Here is a 23,750-nt window from a genome sequence, read left to right on the forward strand (position 1 = left end):
TCGGTGCTGGGCGACGGGCTGCAGGTGATCCTCGAAGGCGACGCCCCGACCGAGGCGGTGCGCTTTCGTGCGATTTCCGCCGCAAGCGGCGTGGTGGATGCAAGCCGCGTCATCGACAACCTTTCGGTGGTTGATTCGACGCAGATCGCGCCGCCGGAATTCGCCATCGAAATCCTGCGCAATGACGCCGGGGTGTCGCTGATCGGGCTGATCCCTGCCTCAACAGATCGTGATGCGCTGGCCCGCCGGATCACCGCGATTGCGGACGGCAGCAGCGTCACCGACCTGCTGGAAGTCGGCGACTACCCCGCCCCCGAAAACTGGCGCACGACCCTGAACTATGCGCTGCGGGCGCTGGACATGCTGCCGAAGTCCAAGATCTCGATGAACGCAGAGCGCGTGATCGTGGATGCCATCGCCGACAGCCCCGAAGAAAAGCGGCGGCTGGAGGTCGCCCTTGCCCGCAACACGCCCGAAGGTGTCCGGCTGGCCATCGATATCCGCGCACCCCGCCCCGTGATTTCGCCCTTCACCACCCGCTTTCTGCTGGATGAGGACGGCGCCCGCTTCGATGCCTGTTCCGTCGACAGCGAAGAGGCGCTGCGCGAGATCATGACCGCCGCCTCTGCCGCAGGCTTTCGGGACCGGGCGCCTTGTGTCTTTGCTCTTGGCGCGCCCTCGCTGAGCTGGGGCGAGGCTGTGGCCCTGTCGATCAGGGCCCTGACCGAGATCGGCGGCGGCACAGTCACCGTTTCGGATACCGATGTCACGCTGGTTGCGGCGGCGGGCACCGACCAGCGCACCTTCGATCTTGCCGTGGGGCGGCTGGGGAACGCGCTGCCCGACGCCTTTGCCCTGCGCAGCGAGTTGCCCGTGCTGGCCGAGGACACGGACCAGGCGGTTCCGAACTTCACCGTAACCCTCAGCCCCGAGGGGCAGGTGCAGCTGCGCGGCCGTGTGCAGGACGACATTTCCAACACCGTGGCCGAGACCTTTGCGCAGGCGAAATTCGGTGAAAGCAACATCACGATGGGGACCCGCATCGGCGAGGACTTGCCGCAAGGCTGGTCGATCCGCGTGCTCGCCGGGATCGAGGCGCTTTCGGCCCTGTCCAATGGCGTCGTCGTGGTCGAACCCGCGCGTTTCTCGGTGCGCGGCAATACCGGCAACGCCGACGCCAGCGCGGAAATCGCGCGGTTGTTGATCGAGAAGCTGGGACAGACTGCCGATTTCGATATCGACGTGACCTACCTCGAACAACTCGACCCGATTGCAAGCCTGCCGACCCCCGAGGAATGTCTTGCGCGGATCAATGCGGCAAAGGATGAAACCAAGATCCTCTTCGATCCCGGTTCGGCCCAATTGACCGCCGAGACACAGCCCGTGGTGGATGCGATTGCCGAGATCCTGCGCGACTGTGGTGATCTGCCGATTCGTGTGTCCGGCTATACCGACAGTCAGGGTCGTGAAGAGATGAACCGCCAGTTGTCCCAAGACCGCGCCGACGCCGTCCTGACGGCGCTGCGCGCGCGCCGCGTGCTGACGGGAACCTTCGAAGCCATCGGTTTCGGCGAGGAAAACCCGATCGCCGACAACGAGACCGAAGAGGGCCGCGAGGCGAACCGCCGCATCGAATTCAGCCTGATCCCCGATGAACCCGAAGTGCCCGAGGCGCTGCTTGCCCCGGGTGTCGATGGCGGGGACGGCGACTTACCTGCCGATCCGGCACCCGAGAACGGCACAGACACGGCGACCGACCCCGTCCAGCCGGTCGCGCGCCCGGAAAGCAACTAAGAGAGACCAAATGAACAGACAGGAATTCATCCTCGCGACGGCCGTGATCCTCTTTGTCGCTTTTGCGCTCGGCTGGTTCGCAAGCTGGCTGGTCAACCGTTTCACCCGCGTGACCAAGTCCGAGATCGGTGAACTCGACAAGATGGCACAGGCCCTGCACGAAGCCGAAGAAACCCGCGATCAGGCGATCACCTATCTGCAACAGCGCGAGGCCGAGATCACCAACCAGCTGGCCCAGACCGAGGCAGAGTTGCGCGCGGCGATGGACGGGCTGCGCGAGGCACGGCAGGAAGCCGAAGAACTGCACAACCAGCTTGGGCGCTGATCAGCGCGGGGCGGCAGCGCGCTGCAAGCGGTCGTTGATCGCAAGCCCCAGCCCGTGGTTCGGGATCGGCGAGACGGCAATCGCCGCAGCTCCCATGGCATCCAGCTTGTGCAGATGCCCGAAAAGGGTCGCTGCCGCCTCGATCAGGTCACCACTGGGCGACAGGTTGAGATCCGCCGCGACCGGACCGAAACCCAGCAAGACCTCGCCTTCCTGCGCCGATGTCGCATTCAAACGCACCCGCCCTTGCGGGGCGTAATGCGAATGAAGCTGCCCCGGGGCGACGGGGATCGCCGGATCGTCAGGCCGCAGAAGCGGCTGGCCCAGACAGGCTTCGATGGCCTCGACCGGAATACCCCCCGCACGCAAAAGCGCCGGAGCGCCCAGGCAGGACAGAATCGTTGATTCCACTCCGACGCCGCAGGGCCCGCCGTCCACCACCGCATCGATACGGCCCGCAAGGCCCGCCAGCACATGCGTTGCCGTGGTCGGACTGACCCGCCCTGACGGATTGGCCGAAGGGGCGGCGATCGGCCCGTCGAAGGCAGCAAGCAAGCCTTGCGCCACCGGATGATCCGGCACGCGCACCGCCAGCGTTTCCTGCCCCGCTGTCACCAGTTTCGAAATCCCCGCACCCTCGCGCATCGGCAGAACCAGCGTCAGCGCGCCCGGCCAGAAAGCGCCGGCCAGCCGCTCCGCGTGGTCGTTGAACACCACAAAGCGATGCGCGGTCTTGGCATCCGCCAGATGGACGATCAGCGGGTTGAAACTCGGCCGGCCCTTGGCGGCATAGATCCCCGCCACGGCGCGGTCATCGCGCGCATCGGCCCCCAACCCGTAGACCGTCTCGGTCGGGAAAGACACAAGTCCACCGGCACCCAAAATCTCGGCCGCCCGCCGCAGTCCGGCCTGATCGGGCCCCAGCGTAAGTGTCGCATGCGTTGTCATGACGTGGCGTTTCAGTTGATGGGATGGCCGTGTCGGATAGTTTGGCCATATTCACGGATGCATAGCGACCGGTGCAAGCTTTGCCAAGCAGACCGGTTTTCGGAGCAAACCCATGCCATATCGCGCCCCAATCGGCGATTACCAATTCCTTCTCGACCATGTGGTCGACTTTGCGGAGGTTGCCGCGACAGACCGCTTTGCCGAAGCCACACCGGACATGACGCAGGCGATCCTGTCGGAGGCCGGAAAGTTGTGCGAAGACATCATCGCGCCGCTGAACCGCGCAGGCGACCTGCACCCGGCCCATCTGGAGAACGGCATCGTGCGCACATCGCCCGGCTTTGCCGAGGGATACCGCGCCATCGCCGAGGGCGGCTGGATCGGCATGTCCGCCAGTCCCGATGTCGGCGGTCTGGGCCTGCCAATGGCGCTGACGACCACCGTGAACGAAATGCTCGCCAGTGCCTGTCTGTCGCTGCAACTGTCTCCCTTGATGACGCAAGGCCAGATCGAGGCGCTGGAACACCACGCCTCGGACGCGATCAAGGACCTTTACATCCCCAATCTCGTCTCCGGTGCCTGGAGCGGCACGATGAACCTGACAGAACCGCAGGCCGGATCGGATGTCGGTGCGCTGCGCACCAAGGCCGAACCGAACGGCGACGGCAGCTACAGCATCACCGGCCAGAAGATCTATATCAGCTGGGCGGACAATGATTTCACCCGGAACGTCTGCCATCTGGTGCTGGCCCGCCTGCCCGATGGTGTGCCGGGCACGAAGGGCATCAGCCTTTTCATGGTGCCCAAGCTGATCCCCGACGAAAACGGCAACCCCGGCGAAAAGAACAACCTGCGTGTCGTCAGTCTCGAACACAAGATGGGGCTGCACGGATCGCCGACGGCGGTCATGGAATATTCGGGCGCCAAGGGCTGGCTTGTGGGCGAGGAACACGGCGGCATGGCCGCGATGTTCACGATGATGAACAACGCCCGTTTGGGTGTGGCAGCGCAAGGCGTCGGCGTGGCCGAGGCCGCCTATCAGCACGCGCTTGCCTATGCCCGCGACCGCAAGCAGGGGCGCGCAGGTGGGACCGGAGCCATTATCGAACATGCCGATGTGCGCCGGATGCTGACCACGATGAAGGCCGACACCTATGCGGCCCGCGCCATCTGCCTGATGAACGCCGTCGCCATCGACATGGCGTCCTCGGCCGACGGGACCGATTGGACCGCCCGCGCCGCCTTCCTGACCCCGATCTCCAAGGCCTTCGGGTCCGATATCGGCTGCGAGGTCTCTGCCACCGGGATTCAGGTCCACGGCGGCATGGGCTTTATCGAGGAAACCGGCGCCGCCCAATACGCCCGCGATGTGCGCGTCGCCACGATCTACGAGGGCACCAACGGCATTCAGGCGATGGACCTTGTCGCCCGCAAGCTGATGGACGGCGGCGAGGCCGCGTTCCGCCTGCTGGAAGAGATCGAACAGGGGGCCGAGGCCGCCAAGGCGACCCTGCCCGAGCTTGCCAGCGCCGTCTGGCAATCCGCCGAGAACCTGCGCGAGACCACCGAATGGCTGGTCGCCCAATCCGACCTGACCGAGCGTTTCGCCGGTGCCGTCCCATATCTGAGGGCCTTTGCCCGTGTGCTGGGCGGCCATGTGCACCTGAAAAGCGCGCTGGCAGGGGATCAGGGGCGGCAACGTCTCGCGACCTTCTACATCAAGCGTATGCTGCCCGAGCATCTGGGCCTTCTGGCGCATGTCCGCGAAGGCGCAGGGGACTTGATGTCGATCACGGCGGATGATTTAGCGGCCTGATGAAAGATCAGACAGGCGGCATCCGCTATCCCCATGCCGAACCGCCCGAGACGGGCACGGCAACGCAAGTGGCCGATGGCATTCTCTGGACGCGGCTGCCGCTGCCGATGGCGCTGGACCATGTGAATGTCTATGCGCTGGATGACGGCGACAGCTGGACCGTCATCGACACGGGCATGGCGTCGAAAACATCCAAGGCGATCTGGCAAAGGCTGCTTGACGGGCCGCTTTCCGGCAAACCCGTGGCCCGTGTCGTCGTCACCCACCACCACCCCGACCATGTGGGGTTGGCGGGATGGTTCATCGCTCAGGGCGCGGCCCTTGCCATGCCGCGCACCGGCTGGCTGATGGCGCGGATGCTGACGCTCGACGTGCAAGAGGTGCCGGACGACAGCGCGATCACCTTCTACACCCGCGCGGGCATGGACCCGAACGAGCTGGAACGGCGCCGCACGGAACGCCCCTTCAACTTTGCCGATTGCGTGGCCCCCCTGCCGGTCGGTTACACCCGCCTGACCGAGGGCGAGACCATCGCCATGGGCGGGCGCATCTGGGACATCCGGATGGGGAACGGCCATGCCCCCGAACACGCGACCTTCTGGAGCCGTGACGACAATCTGGTGATCGGCGGCGACCAACTGCTGCCGTCGATCAGCCCCAACCTCGGCGTCTACCCGACCGAGCCCGAGGCTGATCCGGTGAAAGAGTGGATGGAATCTTGCCGGTATTTCCAGTCCTTCGCGGACAATGCGCAATTGGTCCTGCCGGGCCATAAACTGCCCTTCACCGGTCTTTCGACCCGACTGCGGCAATTGATCGACAACCACGAAGGGGCGCTGGCCCGACTGCTGGACCACCTGTCAGAACCGCAAGCCGCCGGAGACTGCTTTCTGCCGCTCTTCAAGCGCACCATCGGACATGGCGAATACGGGCTGGCTTTGGTCGAGGCGGTGGCGCATCTCAACCATCTGCATCAGGCGGGTTTGGTCACGCGCGCTCTGCGCGACGATGGCGCTTTCGTCTTTCAGCGTCTCTAGCGTTCACGCCACCAGCGCCGCGCGCAGTGGCACCATCTCGACCCCCTGCGCGGTCACCTTGCACAATGTGTCTTGCGGCACGGCCGTCCAACGCTGCGCCATGCCGCACAGCGGCTCGGACGCCACGGACCGCCCGCCATGATCCAACACCGCCGAGACATAGAGCGTCGGCGCGGACCCGCTTGAGGCATGTCGGAAGCCGTAAAGCGTCTCGCCGTCAGAGAAGGCGCAGGTGATCTTGGTCGGACCGTCGTCGCCCTCTGCGCCGATCTGGTCCAGCGTCAGCGCCAAGGCGCGCAGCGGATCGGTCGCCAGCCCATTGGCGAGAAGTGTCAGGAAGATCATCTCGCTATCGGTTGTCCCGCGCATCTGTTCGAACAGATGCTCGGGCAAGGCGGCCATCATCCGGCGACGGATCGTTCTGAAGTGCGGAATCTGTCCGTTGTGGCAGAACGTCCAGTTCCCCGAAGTGAAGGGGTGGCAATTGACCCGCGTCGTCTCGCCGACCGTCGAGGCGCGGATATGGGCGATGAACAGCGGCGACCGCACCATGCGGCAGAGGTTGATCAGGTTATCATCGGCCCAAGCAGGCAAGACATCACGGTAGAGGCCCAAAGCCCCCCGGTCATCGTACCAGCTGATCCCGAAGCCGTCGCCATTGACGGCCAGCTTCGCCTCGGTCGCATGCTGGCTTTGATCAAGCAGCGAGTGCACCGGACGGACCACGATGTTTTCAAGCGGGATCGCGGGACCCGTGTAGGCGGCAATGCGACACATGTCAGTGGCGGGCGTCCATCTTGGCGACCAGACGGCGCAGGATGCGGCTTGCGGTGGTTTCACAGGCGGCAGGGATGATCGCGTGAACGAGGGCCGCCAGACCCGCGACCGTCAGCCAGAAGGCGAAACCGACGGCAAAGCGCATGTGCTGGAAATAGGTCTCGTTCACCGTCGCAGGATGATCGAGGAAAACCGCAGCGAAGAGACCCTTGGACCCGGATGTTTGTGTTGTGTCGGACATGCTGTTGTTCCTTTCCTTGTCTTGCCGCACAACCTAACCGGCAAGGCAACCGAATACGTCCCAATCTTGATTGCATGGACCCCAATTATTGGGATAGTGTCCCATCAATGACATATTCCATCGACGATATAGACCGCGCCATCCTTGTGGCGCTGCAAGACGATGCCAGTCTCTCGGTCGACGACATCAGCGGGCGCGTGAACCTGTCCCGCAACGCCTGCTGGCGGCGGATCAAGCAGATGGAGGAAGCGGGGATCATCAAGGGACGCGTGGCGCTGGTCGATCCCGCGCTGGTCGGGGTGCCGCTGACGGTCATGGTCCTGATCCGCACCAACCAGCACGACGACATGTGGATGAAGGCCTTTCAGTCCGCGATCCGCTTTTTTCCCGAAATCGTCGGGGCCTACCGGATGACCGGCGATCTCGACTATGTCCTGCGGGTGCGTGTGGCGGATGTGCCGGCCTATGACGCCTTCTACAAACGGCTGACCGCCCGTATATCGGTCTCGGATATCTCGGCCAGTTTCGTGATGGAAGAGATCAAGGAAACAACGGCGGTGCCGGTCTGAAAGACCACATGGGCTTGCGGGGCTGCTGGAAAATGACGGTTCGCGCAACCGCGCGTCAGACAGATGCAGATGTGACGTCCTGACCCGTGACATCACATTCTGAATCGTCTAAGGACATGCAAACTCTGACGTTGAGGGACCATCATCATGGACGAGCACAAGCACGGCGAAATGGATATTTCGGATCAGGAAAAGACCCTTGCGTCTTTCATGAGCATGACCACCAAGGCCGTGATTGTGATCATCGTCTTGCTGATTTTCCTCGCTCTTGTCGGCGCCTAGATCCCTTTGAAACGCAGAGCTTTCCTGATCGGCCTGCCGCTTGGGCTATCGGCCTGCGCGGCGCAAAGCGTATGGGCGCCCGATGACGTGGTCTCGCGCGCGATCTATCGTTCCGAGGGGCCGAAACACCTGACCCTCTACACCATGCGCAACACCCAATCCGGCAGCGGTGCGCATACCGCCCTGCTGATCGACGCAAGTCAGCGGGTCATCTTCGATCCGGCGGGAACATGGCGGCAGGACATCATGCCGGAACGCAATGACGTGCTGTTCGGCGCATCGCCGCGGATGGAACAGATCTATGTCAGCATCCATGCGCGAGTGACCTATTACGTGACCGGCCAGCGGATCGACGTCTCCCCTCAGGTGGCCGAACAGGCGCTGACCCTCGCCCTTGCGGCCGGTCCTGTCCCTGCTGCGAACTGCACCCGTGTGACCTCGCGTCTTTTGCGGCAACTGCCGGGGTTCGAGAGCATCCGCCAAACCTGGGGCCCGAACACGCTGGCCGAGGATTTCGGCAGGCTGCCCGGTGTCACCACCACCGTCTACCGTGAGGATGACGACCCCGACAAAGCCGTGGCAACCGCCACGTTCTCGGACCGGCTTACAGCAGGGCAGTAAGCCCCATGCCGACATAAAGCGTCACGCCGCCACAAAAGATCGCCCAAAGCACGTTGCGCGTCCAAACGCCGATGATGACGGTCGCAATCGCCGCCAGCGCGCGGACAGGATCGAACACGCCCCCGGTCGCTGCGGGCCAGATCACAAGGGGGGCAACCATTCCCGGCAGGACCGCGACAGGTGTGTAACGCAACAGGCGCAGCACGAAAGCCGGCATGGGGCGGTCGCCGATCAATCCCAGAAAGGAAAACCGGATCACGAAGGTGCCGATCCCCATGATGACGATGATCGTCCAGATCTCGGTCGCCGAATAGGTCATGCCTTGCGTCCTTCCATCCAGATTTCCACCAACGCGCCCGTCAGCATCGCCGTGCCCGCCGCGATCAAGAGGCCGGTCCCCGCCGGCATTTCCACCAGCGCGATCCCGACGCTGGCCGAGACCGCCGCCGCCGAAACATGGGCCAGCGATTTCAGCATCGGTGCTACCATCGCCAAAAACATGATCGGCATGATGAAATCGAGCGCCCAGGCCTCGGGGATCGCTTGCCCCGCAAGGATCCCGACCAGCGTGCTGGCAAACCAGACCGGCGTGATCGGTGTCGCGACCCCAAGGAAATACTGCACCCGTTCCGGCACTGTCATGTCCGGTCGCGCCTCGTAGCGGGCGATCGAGGTGATATAGGTCTGATCGAAGTTGAGATAGGCAATCGTCGCCCGTTGCCAAAGCGGGGCCGCCCCCAGATAGGGCACAAGCGACGCCGAATACATCGCCATGCGCAGATTGACCGCAAGTGCCGCCAGCAAAACAAAGGCGATGCTTGCATTCTCGACCATCAACTGGATCGCGGCGAACTGCGCGGCACCGGCGATGACAAGCACCGTGAACCCCATCGCCTGCGCCAAGGTCAGCCCCGCATCCGTCGCGATGACCCCGAAGAGCGTGGCAAAGGGCGCGGCCATCAGGATGAAGGGCGCCCCGTCGCGCACCCCAGCCCAATATGCGGAACTGGCTGGCCTTTTCACTGTGGAAACCGTCATTGCTTTGTCCTAGCCTGACTTGCGTGGTGTTTGGCTTATCGCCAGTGATCGGGAAAGACAATTGGGACGGACCCTTGATACCTCGCCCTATCTGATCGCGCCGGACCCGGCGAGCGCGCGGCTGACGCGTGCCGTGACCGGCACCGATCAGACCGGTGCAGAGGTGGCCTTGAACGTGGTCGAGGAACGACCGCTGACCATCTATCTGAACGCGCAGGAAATCGTCACCGCGATGACGATCGGGGATTATCCGCAGTATCTGGCGCTTGGCTTCCTGCGCAATCAGGGGATGCTGAAACCCGACGACACGATTACGGGTGTAGACTATGACGAGGAACTGGAAACCGTCGTGGTGCGCACCGCCAGCCAGACGACATATGAAGACAAGCTGAAGAAAAAGACGCGCACCAGCGGCTGTGCGGTCGGCACGGTCTTCGGCGACATGATGGAGGGGCTGGAGGGCGTCAGCCTGCCCGCCACGCCGGTCAGGACATCCGACCTTTACGCGCTGGCGCATCTAATCAACCGCACGCCGTCGCTCTATCTCGAAGCGGGCGCGATCCATGGAACGGTGCTGTGTCAGGGCAACCGCCCGCTGGTCTATATGGAGGACGTGGGCCGCCATAACGCCGTCGACAAGATTGCGGGATGGATGCTGTCGGAAGGGATCAGCGCAGACGACAAGATCCTTTACACCACGGGGCGGCTGACCTCGGAAATGGTGATCAAGACGGCGATGATGGGGATACCGACGCTGGCCTCGCGGTCCGGCTTCACCGCTTGGGGGGTCGAGATCGCGCGGCAGGCGGGCCTGACCCTGATCGGGCGGATGAAGGGGCAAAGGTTCGTTTGCCTTGCGGGCGAGGAACGGCTGATCCGCGATGCCGACCCGGCGCAGGTGGCGGATGAACCGGACAGGTCCGGGCGCAAGGGGGCCGCGTGAAACAGCCCCTTGGTGTGATTCTCGCGGGCGGGCAGGCCACGCGCATGGGCGGCGGCGACAAGGGGCTGCTGCCCTTGGGCCAAGGCACGATCCTGAGCCATGTCATCGCGCGGCTGAACCCGCAGGTGGCGGGACTTGCGCTGAATGCCAACGGCGATCCGGCACGCTTCGCGCATCTGGGGCTGCCGGTGGTTTCCGACAGTGTCGCAGGTTTCGCAGGCCCGCTGTCGGGGGTTCTTGCGGGTCTTGACTGGGCCGCAACCCAAGGCGCCGACCATATCGTCACCGCCGCCGCCGACACGCCGTTCTTTCCTTGCGATCTGGTGGCGCAATTGCTGCGGGCCGCCGAGACGACAAAGAGCGGGCTGGCCCTTGCCCGCACGCCGGACGGGCGGCACCCGACGTTCGGCCTCTGGCCCGTTGGCTTGCGCGATGACCTGCACGCGGCCTTGAATGACGGCTTGCGCAAGGTCGTGCTCTGGACCGACAGGCACGGCGGGGCGACAGCGCATTTCCCCGATGACGCCGCCTTCTTCAACGTCAACACGCCCGAAGACCTGCGCATAGCGGAAGGGATGCTATGAAGATCTACGGCATCACCGGCTACAAGAACGCGGGCAAAACCGGCCTGATGGAACGGCTGGTGATCGAGATCACGGGGCGCGGGTTCACCGTCTCGACCGTCAAGCACGCGCATCACAGCTTTGACGTGGATCATGCCGGCAAGGACAGCTATCGGCACAGGCAGGCAGGCGCGCAACAGGTGCTGTTGTCGTCCCGCAACCGCTGGGCGCTGATGACCGAGCTGCGCGGCGCGGATGAGGCGCGCCTCGATGATCTGCTGGCCCGGCTTGCCCCCGTCGATCTGGTGCTGGTCGAAGGCTACAAACGCGACCGCCACCCCAAGATCGAAGCCTTCCGCGCCGAGATGAACCACCCGCTGATCGCGCCGGACGACGACACGATCCGTGCCGTGGCCAGTGACACGCCCGTGACCGTCGGCCAGCCCGTCTTGGATCTGGATGACACAAAGGCCATCGCCGATTTCATCCTGCACGAGGTTGGCCTGTGAGGGTGGATACCGTCCTCATGGTCGACTGGTCGGCGGGCAATGAGCAATCGGTGAAGCCGAAAGCCGACGCGATCTGGTATTGCGTCGCCCGAGGGGGCACCGTCGACGCGCCGGTCTATTGCCGCAACCGGCAGGTCGCCGAAGCCGAGATCACCGTGATCCTCGACGCCGAACACGCCGCAGGTCGGCGGGTGCTGGCGGGGTTCGACTTTGCCTTCGGATATCCCGAAGGGTTCGGTGAACGGCTGACCGGCAGCGACGATCCTTTCGCCATCTGGGAGTGGTTCGCCGCGCGTGTCACGGACAGGCCGAAGACGAACAACCGGTTCGATCTGGCCAATGAGATCAATAGAACGCTCGGCACCGTCGGTCCCTTCTGGGGGCATCCGCAAGGCAAGTCGTTCACGCATTTGCCCATGAAGCGATCCGACCGGTCCGCCAACGTTTTTCTAGAAAAACGTAAGGCGGAAAGGTTAAACAATGCGAAATCTGTCTGGCAACTTGCCTACAATGGCGCTGTCGGCTCGCAGGTCATCATGGGTCTGCCCTTCCTGAACCGGCTGCGCCTCCGGTTCAGCGACGATCTGGCCGTCTGGCCGTTCCAGCCGCTCGACCGCCAAATCGCCCTTGTCGAAATCTGGCCCTCGTTGATCGACGGTGTCGTCAAGGATACGATCCCCGAAGGCAAGATCAAGGATGCCCATCAGGTCGAGGTGCTGGCCCGCACGGTCGCCCGCCTTTCCCCCGACGCGCTTGCCCGCATGCTGGACACGCCCGCCACCCCCGAAGGCTGGATTTTCGGCCTCGGGCATGAGGCGGCGCTGGAACAGGCCGCACGGGACAGCCTTGCCCCGCCGAAGCTGAAAAACGACTGCTTTGCCATGCCGCAGGGGGCGCATTGGACGCCCGTTGATGAAGCCCTCGCGCATCTTAGGACCCATCTCGGGCCGGTCGCAGAGATCGAAACCGTCCCGCTTGCCGCTGCCGCCCGCCGCTTTGCTGCCGCCGACATCACCGCAGCACGGTCGCACCCGCCCGCGCCGAATGCCGCCGTTGACGGCTACGGCTTCGCAGGACCCGCACCCGAAGGCGTGAACACCCTGCCCCTGCTTGCCGGTCGCGCCGCTGCCGGGGCACCCTATCCGCATGCCGTTCCCGCAGGCCATGCCATCCGCATCCTGACCGGTGCCAACCTGCCAGAGGGCGTGGATACCGTCATCCTGCAAGAGGACGTGCGCGCCACGCATGACACGCTTCGCTTTCACGGCCCCCTGAAGATAGGGGCCAACGCGCGCAAGGCGGGCGAGGACATGCAGGCGGATGCGGTGATCCTGACCAGGGGCCGCAGACTGTCGCCGGGCGATATCGGAATGCTCGCCGCTGCGGGGATCGGTCAGGTGCAGGTCCACAGGCCGCTGCGCGTCGGCATCCTGTCGACCGGAGACGAGCTTGTCCGTGCAGGCGACACCGCCCATGACGGGCAGATCTTCGACGCCAACGGACCCATGCTGACGGCCCTTGTCGCAGGCTGGGGATATGACGCGATCCCCTTGGGGCGCGCGCCTGACGACCGCCAAAAGCTTGGCGCCATGCTCGACGATGCCGCGACCCGCTGCGATGTCATTCTCACGTCCGGCGGGGCATCCGCAGGCGACGAAGACCATGTTTCAGCACTTTTGTCGGAGACCGGCAGTTTCGCGCTCTGGCGGATCGCGATGAAACCGGGGCGACCGCTGGTCATGGGGGTCTGGCAGGGCAAGCCCGTCTTCGGCCTGCCGGGCAACCCTGTCGCGGCAATGGTCTGCGGACTGGTCTTCGGCGCACCGGCCTTGCGCGTCATGGCAGGTGGCGACTGGACCGCACCACAGGGCTACCTGCTGCCCGCCGCCTTTGCCAAATCCAAGAAAGAGGGCCGCAGCGAATATCTGCGCGCGCGGGTGACGGAAGGACAGGTCGCGGTCTTCCCTTCCGAAGGCTCGGGCCGTGTCTCGGGCCTGTCATGGGCGACGGGGCTTGTCGCCCTTGACCCAGCCGCGCTGACCATCAACCCCGGCGACCCTGTCCGCTATATCCCCTTCGCGGACTTCGGTGCATGAAGATCAGTGTCGGCATCCCGCATCAGGATCGTGAAGAAGCCGCCGCCCTCTACTGGGAGGCATTCGGAGAGAAGCTGTATTTCGTGCTGGGCCCGAAATACCGTGCGATCCGCTTCATCACCTCGGTGTTGCGGGCCGATCACGGGGTCTGTGCCCATGACGAAAACGGGCGTCTGGTCGGCGTTGCGGGCTTCAAGACCTCCCAGGGCGCGCTTGTGGGGGGCGAGTTCCACGACCTGCGCCGCATCTACGGCTGGACCGGTGCCGCCGTTCGGATCGCGCTGCTGGCCGCACTCGAGACCGATGTGGAAAACGAACGCTTCCTGATGGACGGCCTCTTCGTCGCGGAAGAGGCGCGCGGGCAAGGCATCGGCACCGCCCTGCTCGACGCGGTCACGGCCGAGGCGAAACGGCGCGGCTACCGGCAGATCCGGCTGGATGTGGTGGACACGAATACCCGCGCCAAGGCGCTTTACCGGCGGCGCGGGTTCGCCGAGATCAAGACCGCGAAAATCGGCGTCATGCGCCATGTTTTCGGCTTTCGCACCGCAACGGCCATGGTCCGCGACATCTACCCCGAACCGATCAGCGCACCGGCGGCAAAGACCAGCGCACCGCCAAGGACGACCTGAAACGTCGCCTTCAGGAACGGCGTCTGCATGAAACGGTTCTGGATCCAGACGATGGCCCATAATTCGATGAACACGACCACGAAGGCGATGGTCGTCGCGGTCCAGAAATCGGTGATCAGATAGGGCAGCGCATGGCCCATGCCGCCGATTGTCGTCATGATCCCCGAGGCAAAGCCGCGTTTGGTGGGCGAGCCGCGCCCCGAAATCACCCCGTCATCGGATGCCGCTTCGGTAAATCCCATCGAGATCCCCGCCCCGACCGAGGCCGCCGTGCCCACCAGAAACGTGGTCCAGGTGTCCTGCGTGGCGAAAGCGACCGCGAAGATCGGCGCAAGGGTCGAGACCGACCCGTCCATCAACCCCGCCAGCCCCGGCTGCACCCATGTCAGCACGAATTGCCGGTGGGCGGCATCCTCTTCCTCGGCGCGGGTGTCGTCGTCGAGATACTTTTGTTCCAGATCATGCGCCTTGGCCGAATGGCCGGCCTCGGCGGCGGCGAGTTCACCCAAGAGATCGCGTGTCGCGGCATCCTGTGTCCGTTTTGCGGCGGCCAGATAGAACCGCTCGGCATCCTTTTCCATCTGCGCGGCTTCGCTGCGGATCCGCTCGAGGCTGAGGTTTTCGATCAGCCAGACCGGACGGCGGGCGTAAAACCCCGAAACATGCTCGCGCCGGATCAGGGGGATCACCTCGCCGAAACGGGACCTGTAAAGGTCGATCAAGCGGCCACGGTGGGTGTCCTCTTCTGCCGCCATGCCATCGAAGACGGCTGCCGACCCCGGAAAGTCCGCGCGCAGCCTTTCGGCATAGCTGCGATAGATGCGCGCGTCGTCCTCTTCCGAAGAAATCGCGAGCGCGAGGATTTCCTTTTCGGACAATTCACCAAAATTGCGACGTTGGGTAAACCAGCGCATAACGACACCCATCTTTTAGAACAATTCTAAAATAGTCGTATCGGGGTGAAGTGCAAGGCCTGTTTCAGGCGTCAAAAATGTCGCATGACCTTGAAAACCCAAGCGGACTGTTTAGCTGCCCACTAAGCAAGGCCGGATCAGCAATTCCCCTTCTCATGGCTGGTCACAGCGCTTGCCCCCGGGCGGCGATATACCCTCCCCGCGTGATCCCGCCCCGGCAAATCCGGCAGCCTGCTTCACTTCCTCGCAGGTGCCGCACGGCGATGGGGCCCTCATCCCCTTGTGCCCCATCGCCGCTAAGCCGTCTCACCGTGACCCGCAGGGCGTGCCCGTCATCCATTTTGCGGGACATCGTCGGGAACAGCGCCTAGTCCAGCCTGCGCACTTCGAGGTTCTGGCCCTGCCGCTTTTGTGTCTCGAAGCGACCCGTCTTGGTCAGAAGGTCGCTCAGCTTGGTGCTGCCGTAGGTGCGCGGGTCAAAGTCGGGATGGGCGCGGGTGATATACTGGCCCAGTTGTCCCAGCGAAAACCATTCTCCTTCGGGGTCGATGCTTTCCATTGCCTTGATCACCAGCGGCACCGCCTTTGACGGAGGCTGACGGTCGCTGCCCGTCTTTACGGCGGTGCTTGCCTTGACAGGTTTGTCGGTCTTTTCCTCGGTCACGAGGTTCTCGATCAGGATGAAACGATTGCAGACATTGCGCAGACTGGCGGGGGCCTTGCCTTCGCCGATCCCGATGACCTCGACCCCGTCCTCGCGCAGGCGGTTGGCCAGCGCGGTAAAGTCGCTGTCCGATGACACCAGCACGAAGCCGTCGAAACGGCCCGTATGCAGGATATCCATCGCATCGATCACCAGACCGATATCGCTGGCGTTCTTGCCCTTGGTATTGGCGGTTTCCTGATTGGCCACCATGCCGAGCTCGACGACTTCCTTCTTCCACCCCGCCAGGGCGGAACTTGACCAGTCGCCGTAGACGCGCCGCAGGGCCGGTTCGCCGTAGGTGGTGATCTCGCGCATGATCGCGCCTGCGTATTTTGCAGGAATGTTGTCGGCGTCGATCAGCACCGCAAGCAGCATCCGTCCCTCTGGCATCTAGTCGTCCCCTATCCCTGCAACCGCGTCGAAAATGGCGCGCTCGTCGTCCGAGAACCTGTCATCTTCGTCACCCATTTCCAACCCGTTAAGCGCATAGGCAAAGGCGAGGTCCGCTTGCCCGTCATACCAGACGCCGCCGTTGAACCCGTAGGCATTGCCGAAGTGACCGATCAGCGGGCGCGGGTAGAAAGTCGGGCGGTCGAAGATTTCCAAGCCCGCGCCATAGTGCTGAAATACACCGTCGAGATAATCCCCCGGCCCGTCCTGCTGATGCCAGAGAACCGTCCGGTCCGCCCTTGCCAGACCTTCCGCCAGTTCCAGCATACCCGAAAGGGACAGCCGCAATCCGCCCTGTGGGGAAAATCGGGCAACATTGCCTTGCGTCGCGGCGGGCACAGGGGGCGAATCGATTTGCGGGACAAAGCGGTCTGCCTCACGCCGGAAGGTGGGCAGCGCCTGCGCTAAGCGGTCAGCGGAAACACCTGCCCAGTTGAAGCCGCCACAATCGGGGATCAGCGGCGCAGAGGCCTGCTGCAGGGACTGGCCGGACAGACTTTCGATGACCTCCGCAAGAACGACATAGCCGAGGTTGGAATAGGCAAAACGTGCTTTATTTTGATTTTTCGCGAACCTATTATAAGAAAAGAAGTCCCTGATAGATATGTCTGGCGGCACAAGGTAACCCGCCGCATCATCCAGACCCGCGCTATGACTTGTCACGGCCCCGACCGTGATCGGCACCTGCGGACAGGCCGGATTGCGCAGGTTCCACCCCAACAGGTCCGAGACATCCGTGTCCCACCCGATCCCTTTTTCTGCAAGCAATCGTGCCAGCGTCTGGCCCACCACGATCTTCGAGACCGATGCCACGCGGAACATCGTCTGCGCATCGGCCTGAACAAAGGGCTTGTGGGCAATCGCCAACCGGCGCTGCCCGCCGCATGAGACCGCCAGCCCACAGAAAGCCACCTGCCGGGCAAGCGCCCATGCCAATGTTGCAAGCCCGTGCCTGTCCGCGTCAGTCGCCGCGTGGTCCGTCACAGGGCGTCTCTCCCGTCATGCGCGACGCATACCAATGCGCCTCGGCCAGCGTGTCGAAGGCCACGTAACCGCGCCCCTCCAACCGCTCGCGGATCACGGCCTCGACCAGAACCTCGCCGCAGACCGTCAGTGTCATCAGCTGGCCGATCGCGCCTGCGGTCAGATCGGCAAAGTCTCTGGATGCGGCAGGGGCGAGCCTGAAACTCAGCCCGGCGCCCTCTGTGTCGGATTGCCGGGTCGCGGCCTCGACGTCGTCCGGCGACAGGGCAAGCGCGGCGGTATTGGTTGAAAAGACCACCACCTCGTCAGCAAGCGCCGAAGCACCCGTGACAAGACATGCGCCGACCAAAAGCGCGATAAGGTGATGGCCCAAGGGGATCAGAACTCTACCACCGCGCGGATCGACTTGCCCTCATGCATCAGATCAAAGCCTTTGTTGATGTCATCGAGGCTTAGCTTGTGGGTGATCATCGGGTCGATCTCGATCTTGCCTTGCATGTACCAGTCCACGATCTTGGGCACATCGGTCCGCCCGCGCGCGCCGCCGAATGCCGTGCCGCGCCAGCTGCGCCCCGTGACCAACTGGAAGGGCCGGGTCGAGATCTCGGCACCGGCAGGGGCCACGCCGATGATGATGCTTTCGCCCCATCCCTTGTGCGCAGCCTCGAGCGCTGTACGCATGACACCGACATTGCCCGTGGCATCGAACGTATAGTCCGCCCCACCGCCGGTCAGTTCCACCAGATGGGCGACCATATCGCCGGTCACGTCCGTCGGGTTCACGAAGTCGGTCATGCCGAAGCGGCGGGCCATGTCCACCTTGCCGGGGTTCAGGTCGACACCGACGATCTGGTCCGCGCCCGCCAGCCGCAGCCCCTGAATGACGTTCAGGCCGATGCCACCCAGACCGAAGACAATCGCGCGGCTGCCGATCTCGACCTTGGCGGTATTGATCACCGCGCCGATCCCCGTCGTGACACCACAGCCGATATAGCAGATCTTGTCGAACGGCGCGTCGGGCCGCACCTTGGCCAGCGCAATTTCGGGCAGCACGGTGTGGTTGGCGAAGGTCGAACAGCCCATGTAATGCAGGATCGGCGTGCCATCGAGCATCGAGAACCGCGAGGTGCCATCGGGCATCACCCCCTTGCCTTGGGTCGAGCGGATCGACTGGCAGAGGTTCGTCTTGGGGTTCAGACAATATTCGCATTCGCGACATTCCGGCGTGTAGAGCGGGATGACATGGTCGCCGGGCTTCAGGCTGGTGACACCGGGGCCGACCTCGACCACGACACCCGCCCCTTCATGGCCGAGGATCGCGGGGAACATCCCCTCGGGGTCGGCCCCTGACAGGGTGAACTCATCCGTGTGGCAAATCCCTGTGGCCTTGATCTCGACCAGCACCTCGCCTGCTTTCGGGCCATCGAGATTGACCTCCATCACCTCAAGCGGTTTGCCCGCCTCCAGTGCCACCGCTGCCCTTGTGCGCATCGTCCATCCTCCCATGTCTTTGCCTGGACGATCACGGAAAGCCGCAGCGATTTCAACCGCCGAATGCTGCCGCGCTTGCATTTGGCGCAGCGCAGGTGACAATGAGGGGATGAAACGCGGCGCTTTCCTGATCCTTCTTTTCGCAGCCTGCACGCAGGCTGAAACACCCCCTCCGCTGCCGGAGAACGACACCTGCAATGCGGCCCCTTATGCCGATCTGATCGGGAAGGATGCGACCGCGCTTGAGCGGGTCCTGATCATGCAGCGCCTTCGCATCCTGCGCCCGGGACAACCGATGACGATGGATTTCTGGCCGGACCGGATCAACATCCAGATCGACGAGAACGAACGGATCTCGCGGTTCTTCTGCGGCTGAAGTCTGGGGAAGGAAATGTGCCCCGGTGTCACGAACTGGGTGGGGGCTATTGACCGCAACACCGGGACTTAGCTTTTCGCTATGTCACCACTATCCGCGGCAGGTGTGACGCCAGTTGGCTTGGCTTGCGGCGCTGCAAAGGTGATTTTGCGGCAGAAGCAAGGCGCGCAGCGCTTTGGGCTTGATTTTGCAGGGGTCCGGCGCAACTCTTGCGTATGACAGTGCAAATGCCATCGCAGTTTCATGCGCCGCAACAGATCGCCTTTGACCGCCAGGAATTGAATGTGATTCTCGGTCTTTACGGTCGGATGGTCGCCGCGGGCGAATGGCGCGATTATGGCATGTCTCTGCTTCGGGATGTCGCCGTGTTCGAAGTCTTCCGCCGCACGGCTGAAAACCCGCTCTACCGGATCGAAAAGCGGCCGAAGCTGCGGTTGCGGCAAGGGCAATACGCGGTGATCGGGATGGACGGCCAGATCCTCAAACGCGGCAACGATCTGCGGCAGGTGCTGCATGTGCTGGAGCGGAAACTGATCCGCCCCGTGGACTAGCACGATTACCTGAGTAAATTTGTCAGATTGACTTCCGCAGTGTTTGCGGTCTGCTGTCGTCTGATCAATCGTTCCGCACCCCTTTGAGGCACGCACATGAATGCAACGCTTCGCCCCTACACGGACCACTGCGCCGTCAAGATCGCGTCTCTGCCGCCATTGCAGCAAGCGGCAATCCACATCCTGCGGCAGTTCGCGGGTGAAGACGGCATCGATCGCGCGATACCCGACCGGCTTTGGTCACTGATGGGACCGGGGCGCGGGGCACGCATCGCGCATCTGTGGGCCGACCTTCTGTCGCTGTTCGACCGATTTGCGCACCGTCCCTTGCAGATCAGACCTTTGGACGATCCGATTGCCGACAGCGACGAGGCAGGCTTTGCCGCAATGATCGCGCTAGGCGCGGAAGGCGAGCGCGAGAACGTCATGTTCATGGTGCTGATGATGGTCCGCGCGGATGTCTCGCCGATCGTCACCAGTCTGGCGATCCAGATCGGGCTTTCTCTGCGGCAGGGATTGCTTGCGGAAGACGGATCCGCCGCTCGGGCCACGCACCACTTCGCGAACCGTTTGCACTAGGCTGTCAGGCAAGCCGCCGTTGGGCGAGAATGGCACCGCCGCCCTGAACCTCGATCCGGGTCAGCGCGGTTTCGATCGGCTCGTAGGCGACCGCCATGTGGTGGGCGTTGGCATGGATCAGGGTCTCGGCATCCACCATCATCCCCACATGCCCCTGCCAGAAGATCAGGTCACCGCGCCGGTATGGACCTTCAAAGGGCAGGCCCAATCCGTCACGCTGCATATCGCTGTCGGCAGGGCAGTCGATCCCACAAGCGCGCAAACCCGCCGAGACCAATCCCGAACAATCGATCCCCAAGGTCGAATTTCCGCCCCAGAGGTAGGGCACGCCGAAATGCAGTTGCGCGACGGTCACAGGATCAGCCATGGGGCGATCCAGCGGCCTTAAGTGTTTCTTAGGGATGAACCCATAGGAAGTTTCTAGAAACTTCCTGCGCTCTGCCGTTGCGGTCACACGACAGCCGAATGGCAGATGCAGCAAATCACGCGATTTGAAATCCTCGGCCTCATAGGCATGGGTCGCCGTGGTCGCCACGAAATGCGTCGGATCCGCCGCAGGCCACATAAGATCGGACCGCAAATAGCCTACATAGCCATCCGCCGCCTGCACGAAGGACCAGCCGTCGCGGTCTTCGAAGACCGTCACGGCAGCGCCCAGCAAAAGCTGGCGGTCTCGTGCGCCGTCCGGCGCCCCATGCAAGTCCGCGACCGGCACCGCCACCGACATCAGCCACCCTTCAAGATAGCGGTCCGCCACGACCGACCCCGCCAGATGCAGCGCCGCAACACGGCCATTGGCGGGTGTCAGCCGTCGGTCCATCAAAGGTTCAGCAACTTCGGCAGCGCCTCCAGCACAGCCCGTGCCCCCATGCCGACACCCCCTTTGGGGCGGGCGGGCTTCGCACTTGGTTGCCAGCCGTAAATATCGAAATGGATGTAGGGGCTTTCCACAAAGCGCCGCAGGAAGAGTGCCGCGGTAATGCTGCCCGCCATGCCGCCCGATGGCGCATTGTCGAGATCCGCGATCCCCGGTTCGATCAGGTCCTCATAGGGTTCGTGGAACGGCAGCCGCCAGACGGGATCCGCAACCTTGGCCGCAGCCACCGCCAGCGCCGCCGCGTGGTCATCGTTGTCGGTGAAAAACGGTGCAAGATCGGGGCCCACCGCCACCCGCGCAGCCCCTGTCAGGGTGGCCATGCTGATCACCAGATTGGGCTTGTCATCATCCGACAGCGTCAGCGCATCCGCCAGCACCAGCCGCCCTTCGGCATCCGTATTGTTGATCTCGACCGTCAGCCCCTTGCGCGAGGTCAGGATGTCCTGCGGCCGGAACGCATTGCCCGCGATACTGTTTTCGACGGCCGGTATCAGCACCCGCAGGCGCAAGGGCATCTCAAGCGCCATGATCATATGGGCAAGGCCCAGCACCGTCGCGGCACCGCCCATATCCTTTTTCATCATGCCCATCGAGTTGCCCGGTTTCAGGTTCAGCCCGCCGGTGTCAAAACACACCCCCTTGCCGACCAGTGTCAGCTGAGGCCCTTCGGTCCCCCAGCGCATGTCCAACAGCCGCGGCGCACGGGTCGAGGCGCGGCCGACCGCATGGATCATCGGGAAATTCGCGGGGATCAGATCGTCGCCGATGATCACATCGAGGTTGGCATCATGGGCATTGGCCAAGGCGCGCATCGCCTCTTCCAGTTCGGCCGGACCCATGTCCGATGCCGGGGTATTGATCAGCTCTCGGGTCAGGGCCTCGCCATTGGCGATCACCTCGATCCGGTCGGCGTCAATGCCTTCGGGTGCGACAAGGGCGGGCATGTCCGGCGCCGGACCGGAATAGCGGCTGTATCTGTAGCCCGCCAGTAGCCAGGCCAGTGCCGCCTCGGACAGCGCCTCGCCCGTCAGACCGCTGGCGATCCGATAGGTGCCCTTGGGCAGTTTTGCGGCCAGTCCGGCAATCAGGAACCGCCCACGCGCACGGGCCTTGGGCGTGCCGAAGCCCGCAAGCACACGCCCAAGCCCGCCGTCGGCCTTGCCCAGCAGCACATGCTGCCCCAATGCGCCGGTGAAATGCTGGGATTCGACCCACCGCCGCTCTGTCGGGGTCAGGCGATCAAGCGCTGCGGCCAAGCCGTCAGGGGTGATGACATCGATCGGAATGGCATCACTATCGGCATCGGCAAAGCAAAGAGGCATGGAAAGTCCGGTCATTGGAAGGTCTGCATACCGCCCTACCCTAGCGCCCCCCATCACCGCCGCAAGAGGAAGTGATACCCGCCCCGCCTACTTCACGCGCAGGTTCCAGATCTCGTTCACCGCGACGTCGAACGCGCGTTCCAGCCGCGCCATCACCGCTTCGAGTGCGACCCCATCGTTGAGGCCCAGACAGTTCTGCACGTGGCCAGCGCTGTCAGCCACCTCCAGCAGGCCAAGCTGTCTGGCCGCCAGCGCCACGCGCCGCGCCGGCCGCGCCATTTCCGGCAGGTTCTGTTGCGCCAGCCCCTGTTGAAGGTAGTCCAGCCGCAACGCGATATCCTCGAGAAACCGGCAGATCAAATCCTCTGCCTCCTGCGCGGGCAGGCGGGCGTAGATCCGCTGCACCGGTTCGGGATCGAAAGCCGGTGGCGCGCTACACCGCAGCATCGCCACGCCGGAGGGCACCGGCAAGCGGGTCATGGGATCGGAAAGGTGGGTCACATTGCTCATGGGCGGGTTATAGGGCGCGCAAGGTTCCCAGAAGGTTGACGGGCTGGGAAAAACCCTCTCGAATATTCATCGAATGCCGATTAAGCAGGGCCAAAGCCCGAAAGACCTACCCATGCACCATGCCCGCCCCCTGCCGTCCTACCTGATCAACCGCTACAAGGGCTGGAAGGCGACGGTCTACGCCGAGAATTCCGGCTGGTATCACCGACTGGCCGAGGCGGGGCAGCAGCCGCGGTCCATGGTGATCTCTTGCTGTGACAGCCGCGTGCACGTCACCTCGATCTTCGGGGCCGATCAGGGCGAGTTCTTCATCCACCGCAATATCGCCAACCTGGTCCCGCCGTTCAATCCCGACGGGCACCACCACGGGACCTCTGCGGCGGTGGAATATGCCGTCACGGGGCTCAAGGTCGCGCATCTGATCGTGCTGGGGCATTCGGGCTGCGGCGGGGTCGAGGGATGCTACAACATGTGTTCAGGCCACGCGCCGGAGCTGGAAGAGGCATCAAGCTTCGTGGGCCGCTGGATGGACATCCTGCGCCCAGGCTTCGCAACGCTGGAAGACGGCACGGATGAAGAGCGCAAACGCGCGCTGGAAAAGCGATCCGTGGTGATCTCGCTGGAAAACCTGATGACGTTTCCGTTCATCAAGACGGCGGTCGAGGCCGAGCGGTTGTCACTTCACGGATTGTGGAACGACATCGGCGAAGGCGTGCTGGAGGGGTATGATCCGAAGGCGGATGCGTTCCGGCCGTTGTAGGGGGCGTCGCGTAAAGCCGCTTTCCCAATCCCATCCGCC

Annotated in this window: 29 protein-coding genes; 16 read left to right on the top strand and 13 right to left on the bottom strand. The window is 63.7% G+C overall.

The features are described from left to right. On the top strand, window positions 1-1,794 hold a 1,794-nt coding region (locus V7N12_RS00725; RefSeq protein WP_333711959.1), incomplete at its 5' end, for an OmpA family protein. Window positions 1,795-1,804: 10 nt separating this feature from the next. Beyond that, the gene (locus V7N12_RS00730; protein WP_333711960.1) at window positions 1,805-2,119 is read left to right on the top strand and encodes a hypothetical protein; all 315 of its coding nucleotides are present in this window, start codon (window positions 1,805-1,807) and stop codon (window positions 2,117-2,119) included. On the opposite strand, the gene V7N12_RS00735 is transcribed toward V7N12_RS00730, so the two are convergent. Beyond that, window positions 2,120-3,067, bottom strand: a complete 948-nt coding sequence (locus tag V7N12_RS00735; RefSeq protein WP_333711961.1) for an L-threonylcarbamoyladenylate synthase — start codon at window positions 3,065-3,067, stop codon at window positions 2,120-2,122. Between the two features lie 112 nt (window positions 3,068-3,179). Between V7N12_RS00735 and V7N12_RS00740 the strand changes: the two genes are divergently transcribed. Next, complete coding sequence (locus V7N12_RS00740) at window positions 3,180-4,883, top strand: acyl-CoA dehydrogenase (protein ID WP_333711962.1); 1,704 nt, start codon at window positions 3,180-3,182, stop codon at window positions 4,881-4,883. Beyond that, the gene (locus tag V7N12_RS00745; protein WP_333711963.1) at window positions 4,883-5,920 is read left to right on the top strand and encodes an MBL fold metallo-hydrolase; all 1,038 of its coding nucleotides are present in this window, start codon (window positions 4,883-4,885) and stop codon (window positions 5,918-5,920) included. The genes V7N12_RS00740 and V7N12_RS00745 overlap by 1 nt, the downstream gene beginning before the upstream one ends. A gap of 3 nt (window positions 5,921-5,923) precedes the next feature. On the opposite strand, the gene V7N12_RS00750 is transcribed toward V7N12_RS00745, so the two are convergent. Beyond that, window positions 5,924-6,697, bottom strand: coding sequence for a class II glutamine amidotransferase (locus V7N12_RS00750; RefSeq protein ID WP_333711964.1), 774 nt, complete (start codon window positions 6,695-6,697; stop codon window positions 5,924-5,926). Window position 6,698: 1 nt separating this feature from the next. After that, window positions 6,699-6,938, bottom strand: a complete 240-nt coding sequence (locus tag V7N12_RS00755) for a DUF6356 family protein (protein WP_333711965.1) — start codon at window positions 6,936-6,938, stop codon at window positions 6,699-6,701. Window positions 6,939-7,045: 107 nt separating this feature from the next. Here V7N12_RS00755 and V7N12_RS00760 point away from each other — a divergent pair, with 107 nt between their 5' ends. The 3 genes from V7N12_RS00760 to V7N12_RS00770 all read left to right on the top strand — a co-directional run bounded on the left by V7N12_RS00760 (window position 7,046) and on the right by V7N12_RS00770 (window position 8,410). Further along, window positions 7,046-7,507 carry an Lrp/AsnC family transcriptional regulator gene (locus V7N12_RS00760; RefSeq protein WP_333711966.1) on the top strand — a complete coding sequence of 154 codons (462 nt, stop codon included), beginning with the start codon at window positions 7,046-7,048 and terminating at the stop codon, window positions 7,505-7,507. 147 nt (window positions 7,508-7,654) lie between these two features. Continuing rightward, window positions 7,655-7,789, top strand: coding sequence for an aa3-type cytochrome c oxidase subunit IV (locus V7N12_RS00765; protein ID WP_333711968.1), 135 nt, complete (start codon window positions 7,655-7,657; stop codon window positions 7,787-7,789). A gap of 6 nt (window positions 7,790-7,795) precedes the next feature. Further along, window positions 7,796-8,410 carry a hypothetical protein gene (locus V7N12_RS00770; RefSeq protein WP_333711969.1) on the top strand — a complete coding sequence of 205 codons (615 nt, stop codon included), beginning with the start codon at window positions 7,796-7,798 and terminating at the stop codon, window positions 8,408-8,410. Here V7N12_RS00770 and V7N12_RS00775 read toward each other — a convergent pair. Both V7N12_RS00775 and V7N12_RS00780 read right to left on the bottom strand, forming a co-directional pair. Beyond that, the gene (locus V7N12_RS00775; protein WP_333711970.1) at window positions 8,394-8,729 is read right to left on the bottom strand and encodes an AzlD domain-containing protein; all 336 of its coding nucleotides are present in this window, start codon (window positions 8,727-8,729) and stop codon (window positions 8,394-8,396) included. The two genes, V7N12_RS00770 and V7N12_RS00775, sit on opposite strands and share 17 nt — an antisense overlap. After that, a complete protein-coding gene (locus V7N12_RS00780) occupies window positions 8,726-9,448 on the bottom strand; it encodes an AzlC family ABC transporter permease (RefSeq protein ID WP_333711971.1) in 723 nt (240 codons plus the stop codon). The genes V7N12_RS00775 and V7N12_RS00780 overlap by 4 nt, the downstream gene beginning before the upstream one ends. Before the next feature lie 61 nt (window positions 9,449-9,509). Between V7N12_RS00780 and V7N12_RS00785 the strand changes: the two genes are divergently transcribed. The 5 genes from V7N12_RS00785 to V7N12_RS00805 are packed head-to-tail and all read left to right on the top strand — an operon-like array spanning window position 9,510 to window position 14,191. After that, on the top strand, window positions 9,510-10,391 hold the full coding sequence (locus V7N12_RS00785) for a formate dehydrogenase accessory sulfurtransferase FdhD (RefSeq protein WP_333711972.1): 882 nt from the start codon (window positions 9,510-9,512) through the stop codon (window positions 10,389-10,391). Next, a complete protein-coding gene (gene mobA, locus V7N12_RS00790; protein WP_333711973.1) occupies window positions 10,388-10,975 on the top strand; it encodes a molybdenum cofactor guanylyltransferase MobA in 588 nt (195 codons plus the stop codon). The genes V7N12_RS00785 and mobA overlap by 4 nt, the downstream gene beginning before the upstream one ends. Continuing rightward, complete coding sequence (gene mobB / locus V7N12_RS00795; protein ID WP_333711974.1) at window positions 10,972-11,463, top strand: molybdopterin-guanine dinucleotide biosynthesis protein B; 492 nt, start codon at window positions 10,972-10,974, stop codon at window positions 11,461-11,463. Before mobA ends, mobB begins: the two co-directional genes overlap by 4 nt. A gap of 17 nt (window positions 11,464-11,480) precedes the next feature. Further along, window positions 11,481-13,559: a molybdopterin-binding protein gene (locus V7N12_RS00800; protein WP_333712010.1), complete on the top strand. Its 2,079-nt coding sequence runs from the start codon at window positions 11,481-11,483 to the stop codon at window positions 13,557-13,559. Then, window positions 13,556-14,191: a GNAT family N-acetyltransferase gene (locus tag V7N12_RS00805; protein ID WP_333711975.1), complete on the top strand. Its 636-nt coding sequence runs from the start codon at window positions 13,556-13,558 to the stop codon at window positions 14,189-14,191. Before V7N12_RS00800 ends, V7N12_RS00805 begins: the two co-directional genes overlap by 4 nt. Here the strand turns inward: V7N12_RS00805 and mbfA are convergent. The 5 genes from mbfA to V7N12_RS00830 form a co-directional block, all read right to left on the bottom strand. After that, a complete protein-coding gene (gene mbfA / locus V7N12_RS00810) occupies window positions 14,131-15,105 on the bottom strand; it encodes an iron exporter MbfA (RefSeq protein ID WP_333711976.1) in 975 nt (324 codons plus the stop codon). The genes V7N12_RS00805 and mbfA overlap by 61 nt on opposite strands. Window positions 15,106-15,472: 367 nt before the next feature. Next, a complete protein-coding gene (locus V7N12_RS00815) occupies window positions 15,473-16,201 on the bottom strand; it encodes an NYN domain-containing protein (protein ID WP_333711977.1) in 729 nt (242 codons plus the stop codon). After that, window positions 16,202-17,245, bottom strand: a complete 1,044-nt coding sequence (locus V7N12_RS00820; protein ID WP_333711979.1) for a serine hydrolase domain-containing protein — start codon at window positions 17,243-17,245, stop codon at window positions 16,202-16,204. Next, complete coding sequence (locus V7N12_RS00825) at window positions 17,223-17,618, bottom strand: SecDF P1 head subdomain-containing protein (protein ID WP_333711980.1); 396 nt, start codon at window positions 17,616-17,618, stop codon at window positions 17,223-17,225. Before V7N12_RS00825 ends, V7N12_RS00820 begins: the two co-directional genes overlap by 23 nt. 5 nt (window positions 17,619-17,623) lie before the next feature. Beyond that, on the bottom strand, window positions 17,624-18,736 hold the full coding sequence (locus V7N12_RS00830; protein ID WP_333711981.1) for an S-(hydroxymethyl)glutathione dehydrogenase/class III alcohol dehydrogenase: 1,113 nt from the start codon (window positions 18,734-18,736) through the stop codon (window positions 17,624-17,626). A gap of 109 nt (window positions 18,737-18,845) precedes the next feature. Here V7N12_RS00830 and V7N12_RS00835 point away from each other — a divergent pair, with 109 nt between their 5' ends. The 3 genes from V7N12_RS00835 (at window position 18,846) to V7N12_RS00845 (ending at window position 20,242) form a co-directional block, all read left to right on the top strand. Then, window positions 18,846-19,112, top strand: coding sequence for an I78 family peptidase inhibitor (locus tag V7N12_RS00835; protein WP_333711983.1), 267 nt, complete (start codon window positions 18,846-18,848; stop codon window positions 19,110-19,112). A 215-nt stretch (window positions 19,113-19,327) separates the two neighbouring features. Further along, window positions 19,328-19,663 (top strand): DUF2794 domain-containing protein, encoded by a 336-nt coding sequence (locus tag V7N12_RS00840; protein WP_333711985.1) that lies wholly within the window; start codon window positions 19,328-19,330, stop codon window positions 19,661-19,663. A gap of 96 nt (window positions 19,664-19,759) precedes the next feature. Continuing rightward, complete coding sequence (locus V7N12_RS00845) at window positions 19,760-20,242, top strand: hypothetical protein (RefSeq protein WP_333711986.1); 483 nt, start codon at window positions 19,760-19,762, stop codon at window positions 20,240-20,242. A 4-nt stretch (window positions 20,243-20,246) separates the two neighbouring features. Here the strand turns inward: V7N12_RS00845 and V7N12_RS00850 are convergent, their stop codons facing one another. From V7N12_RS00850 to V7N12_RS00860, 3 genes are all read right to left on the bottom strand, one after another. Further along, window positions 20,247-21,065, bottom strand: a complete 819-nt coding sequence (locus V7N12_RS00850; protein WP_333711987.1) for a C40 family peptidase — start codon at window positions 21,063-21,065, stop codon at window positions 20,247-20,249. After that, the gene (locus tag V7N12_RS00855) at window positions 21,062-22,441 is read right to left on the bottom strand and encodes a leucyl aminopeptidase family protein (protein ID WP_333712011.1); all 1,380 of its coding nucleotides are present in this window, start codon (window positions 22,439-22,441) and stop codon (window positions 21,062-21,064) included. The genes V7N12_RS00850 and V7N12_RS00855 overlap by 4 nt, the downstream gene beginning before the upstream one ends. A gap of 87 nt (window positions 22,442-22,528) precedes the next feature. After that, entirely contained in the window at window positions 22,529-22,951 is a 423-nt protein-coding gene (locus tag V7N12_RS00860; protein ID WP_333711988.1) for an Hpt domain-containing protein, read from the bottom strand. 112 nt (window positions 22,952-23,063) lie between these two features. On the opposite strand from V7N12_RS00860, the gene V7N12_RS00865 reads away from it, so the two are divergent. After that, window positions 23,064-23,711, top strand: coding sequence for a carbonic anhydrase (locus V7N12_RS00865; RefSeq protein ID WP_333711989.1), 648 nt, complete (start codon window positions 23,064-23,066; stop codon window positions 23,709-23,711). The last annotated feature ends 39 nt before the right edge of the window (window positions 23,712-23,750 follow it).

The organism is Yoonia sp. (assembly GCF_036770585.1).
Classification (GTDB): Bacteria; Pseudomonadota; Alphaproteobacteria; order Rhodobacterales; family Rhodobacteraceae; genus Yoonia.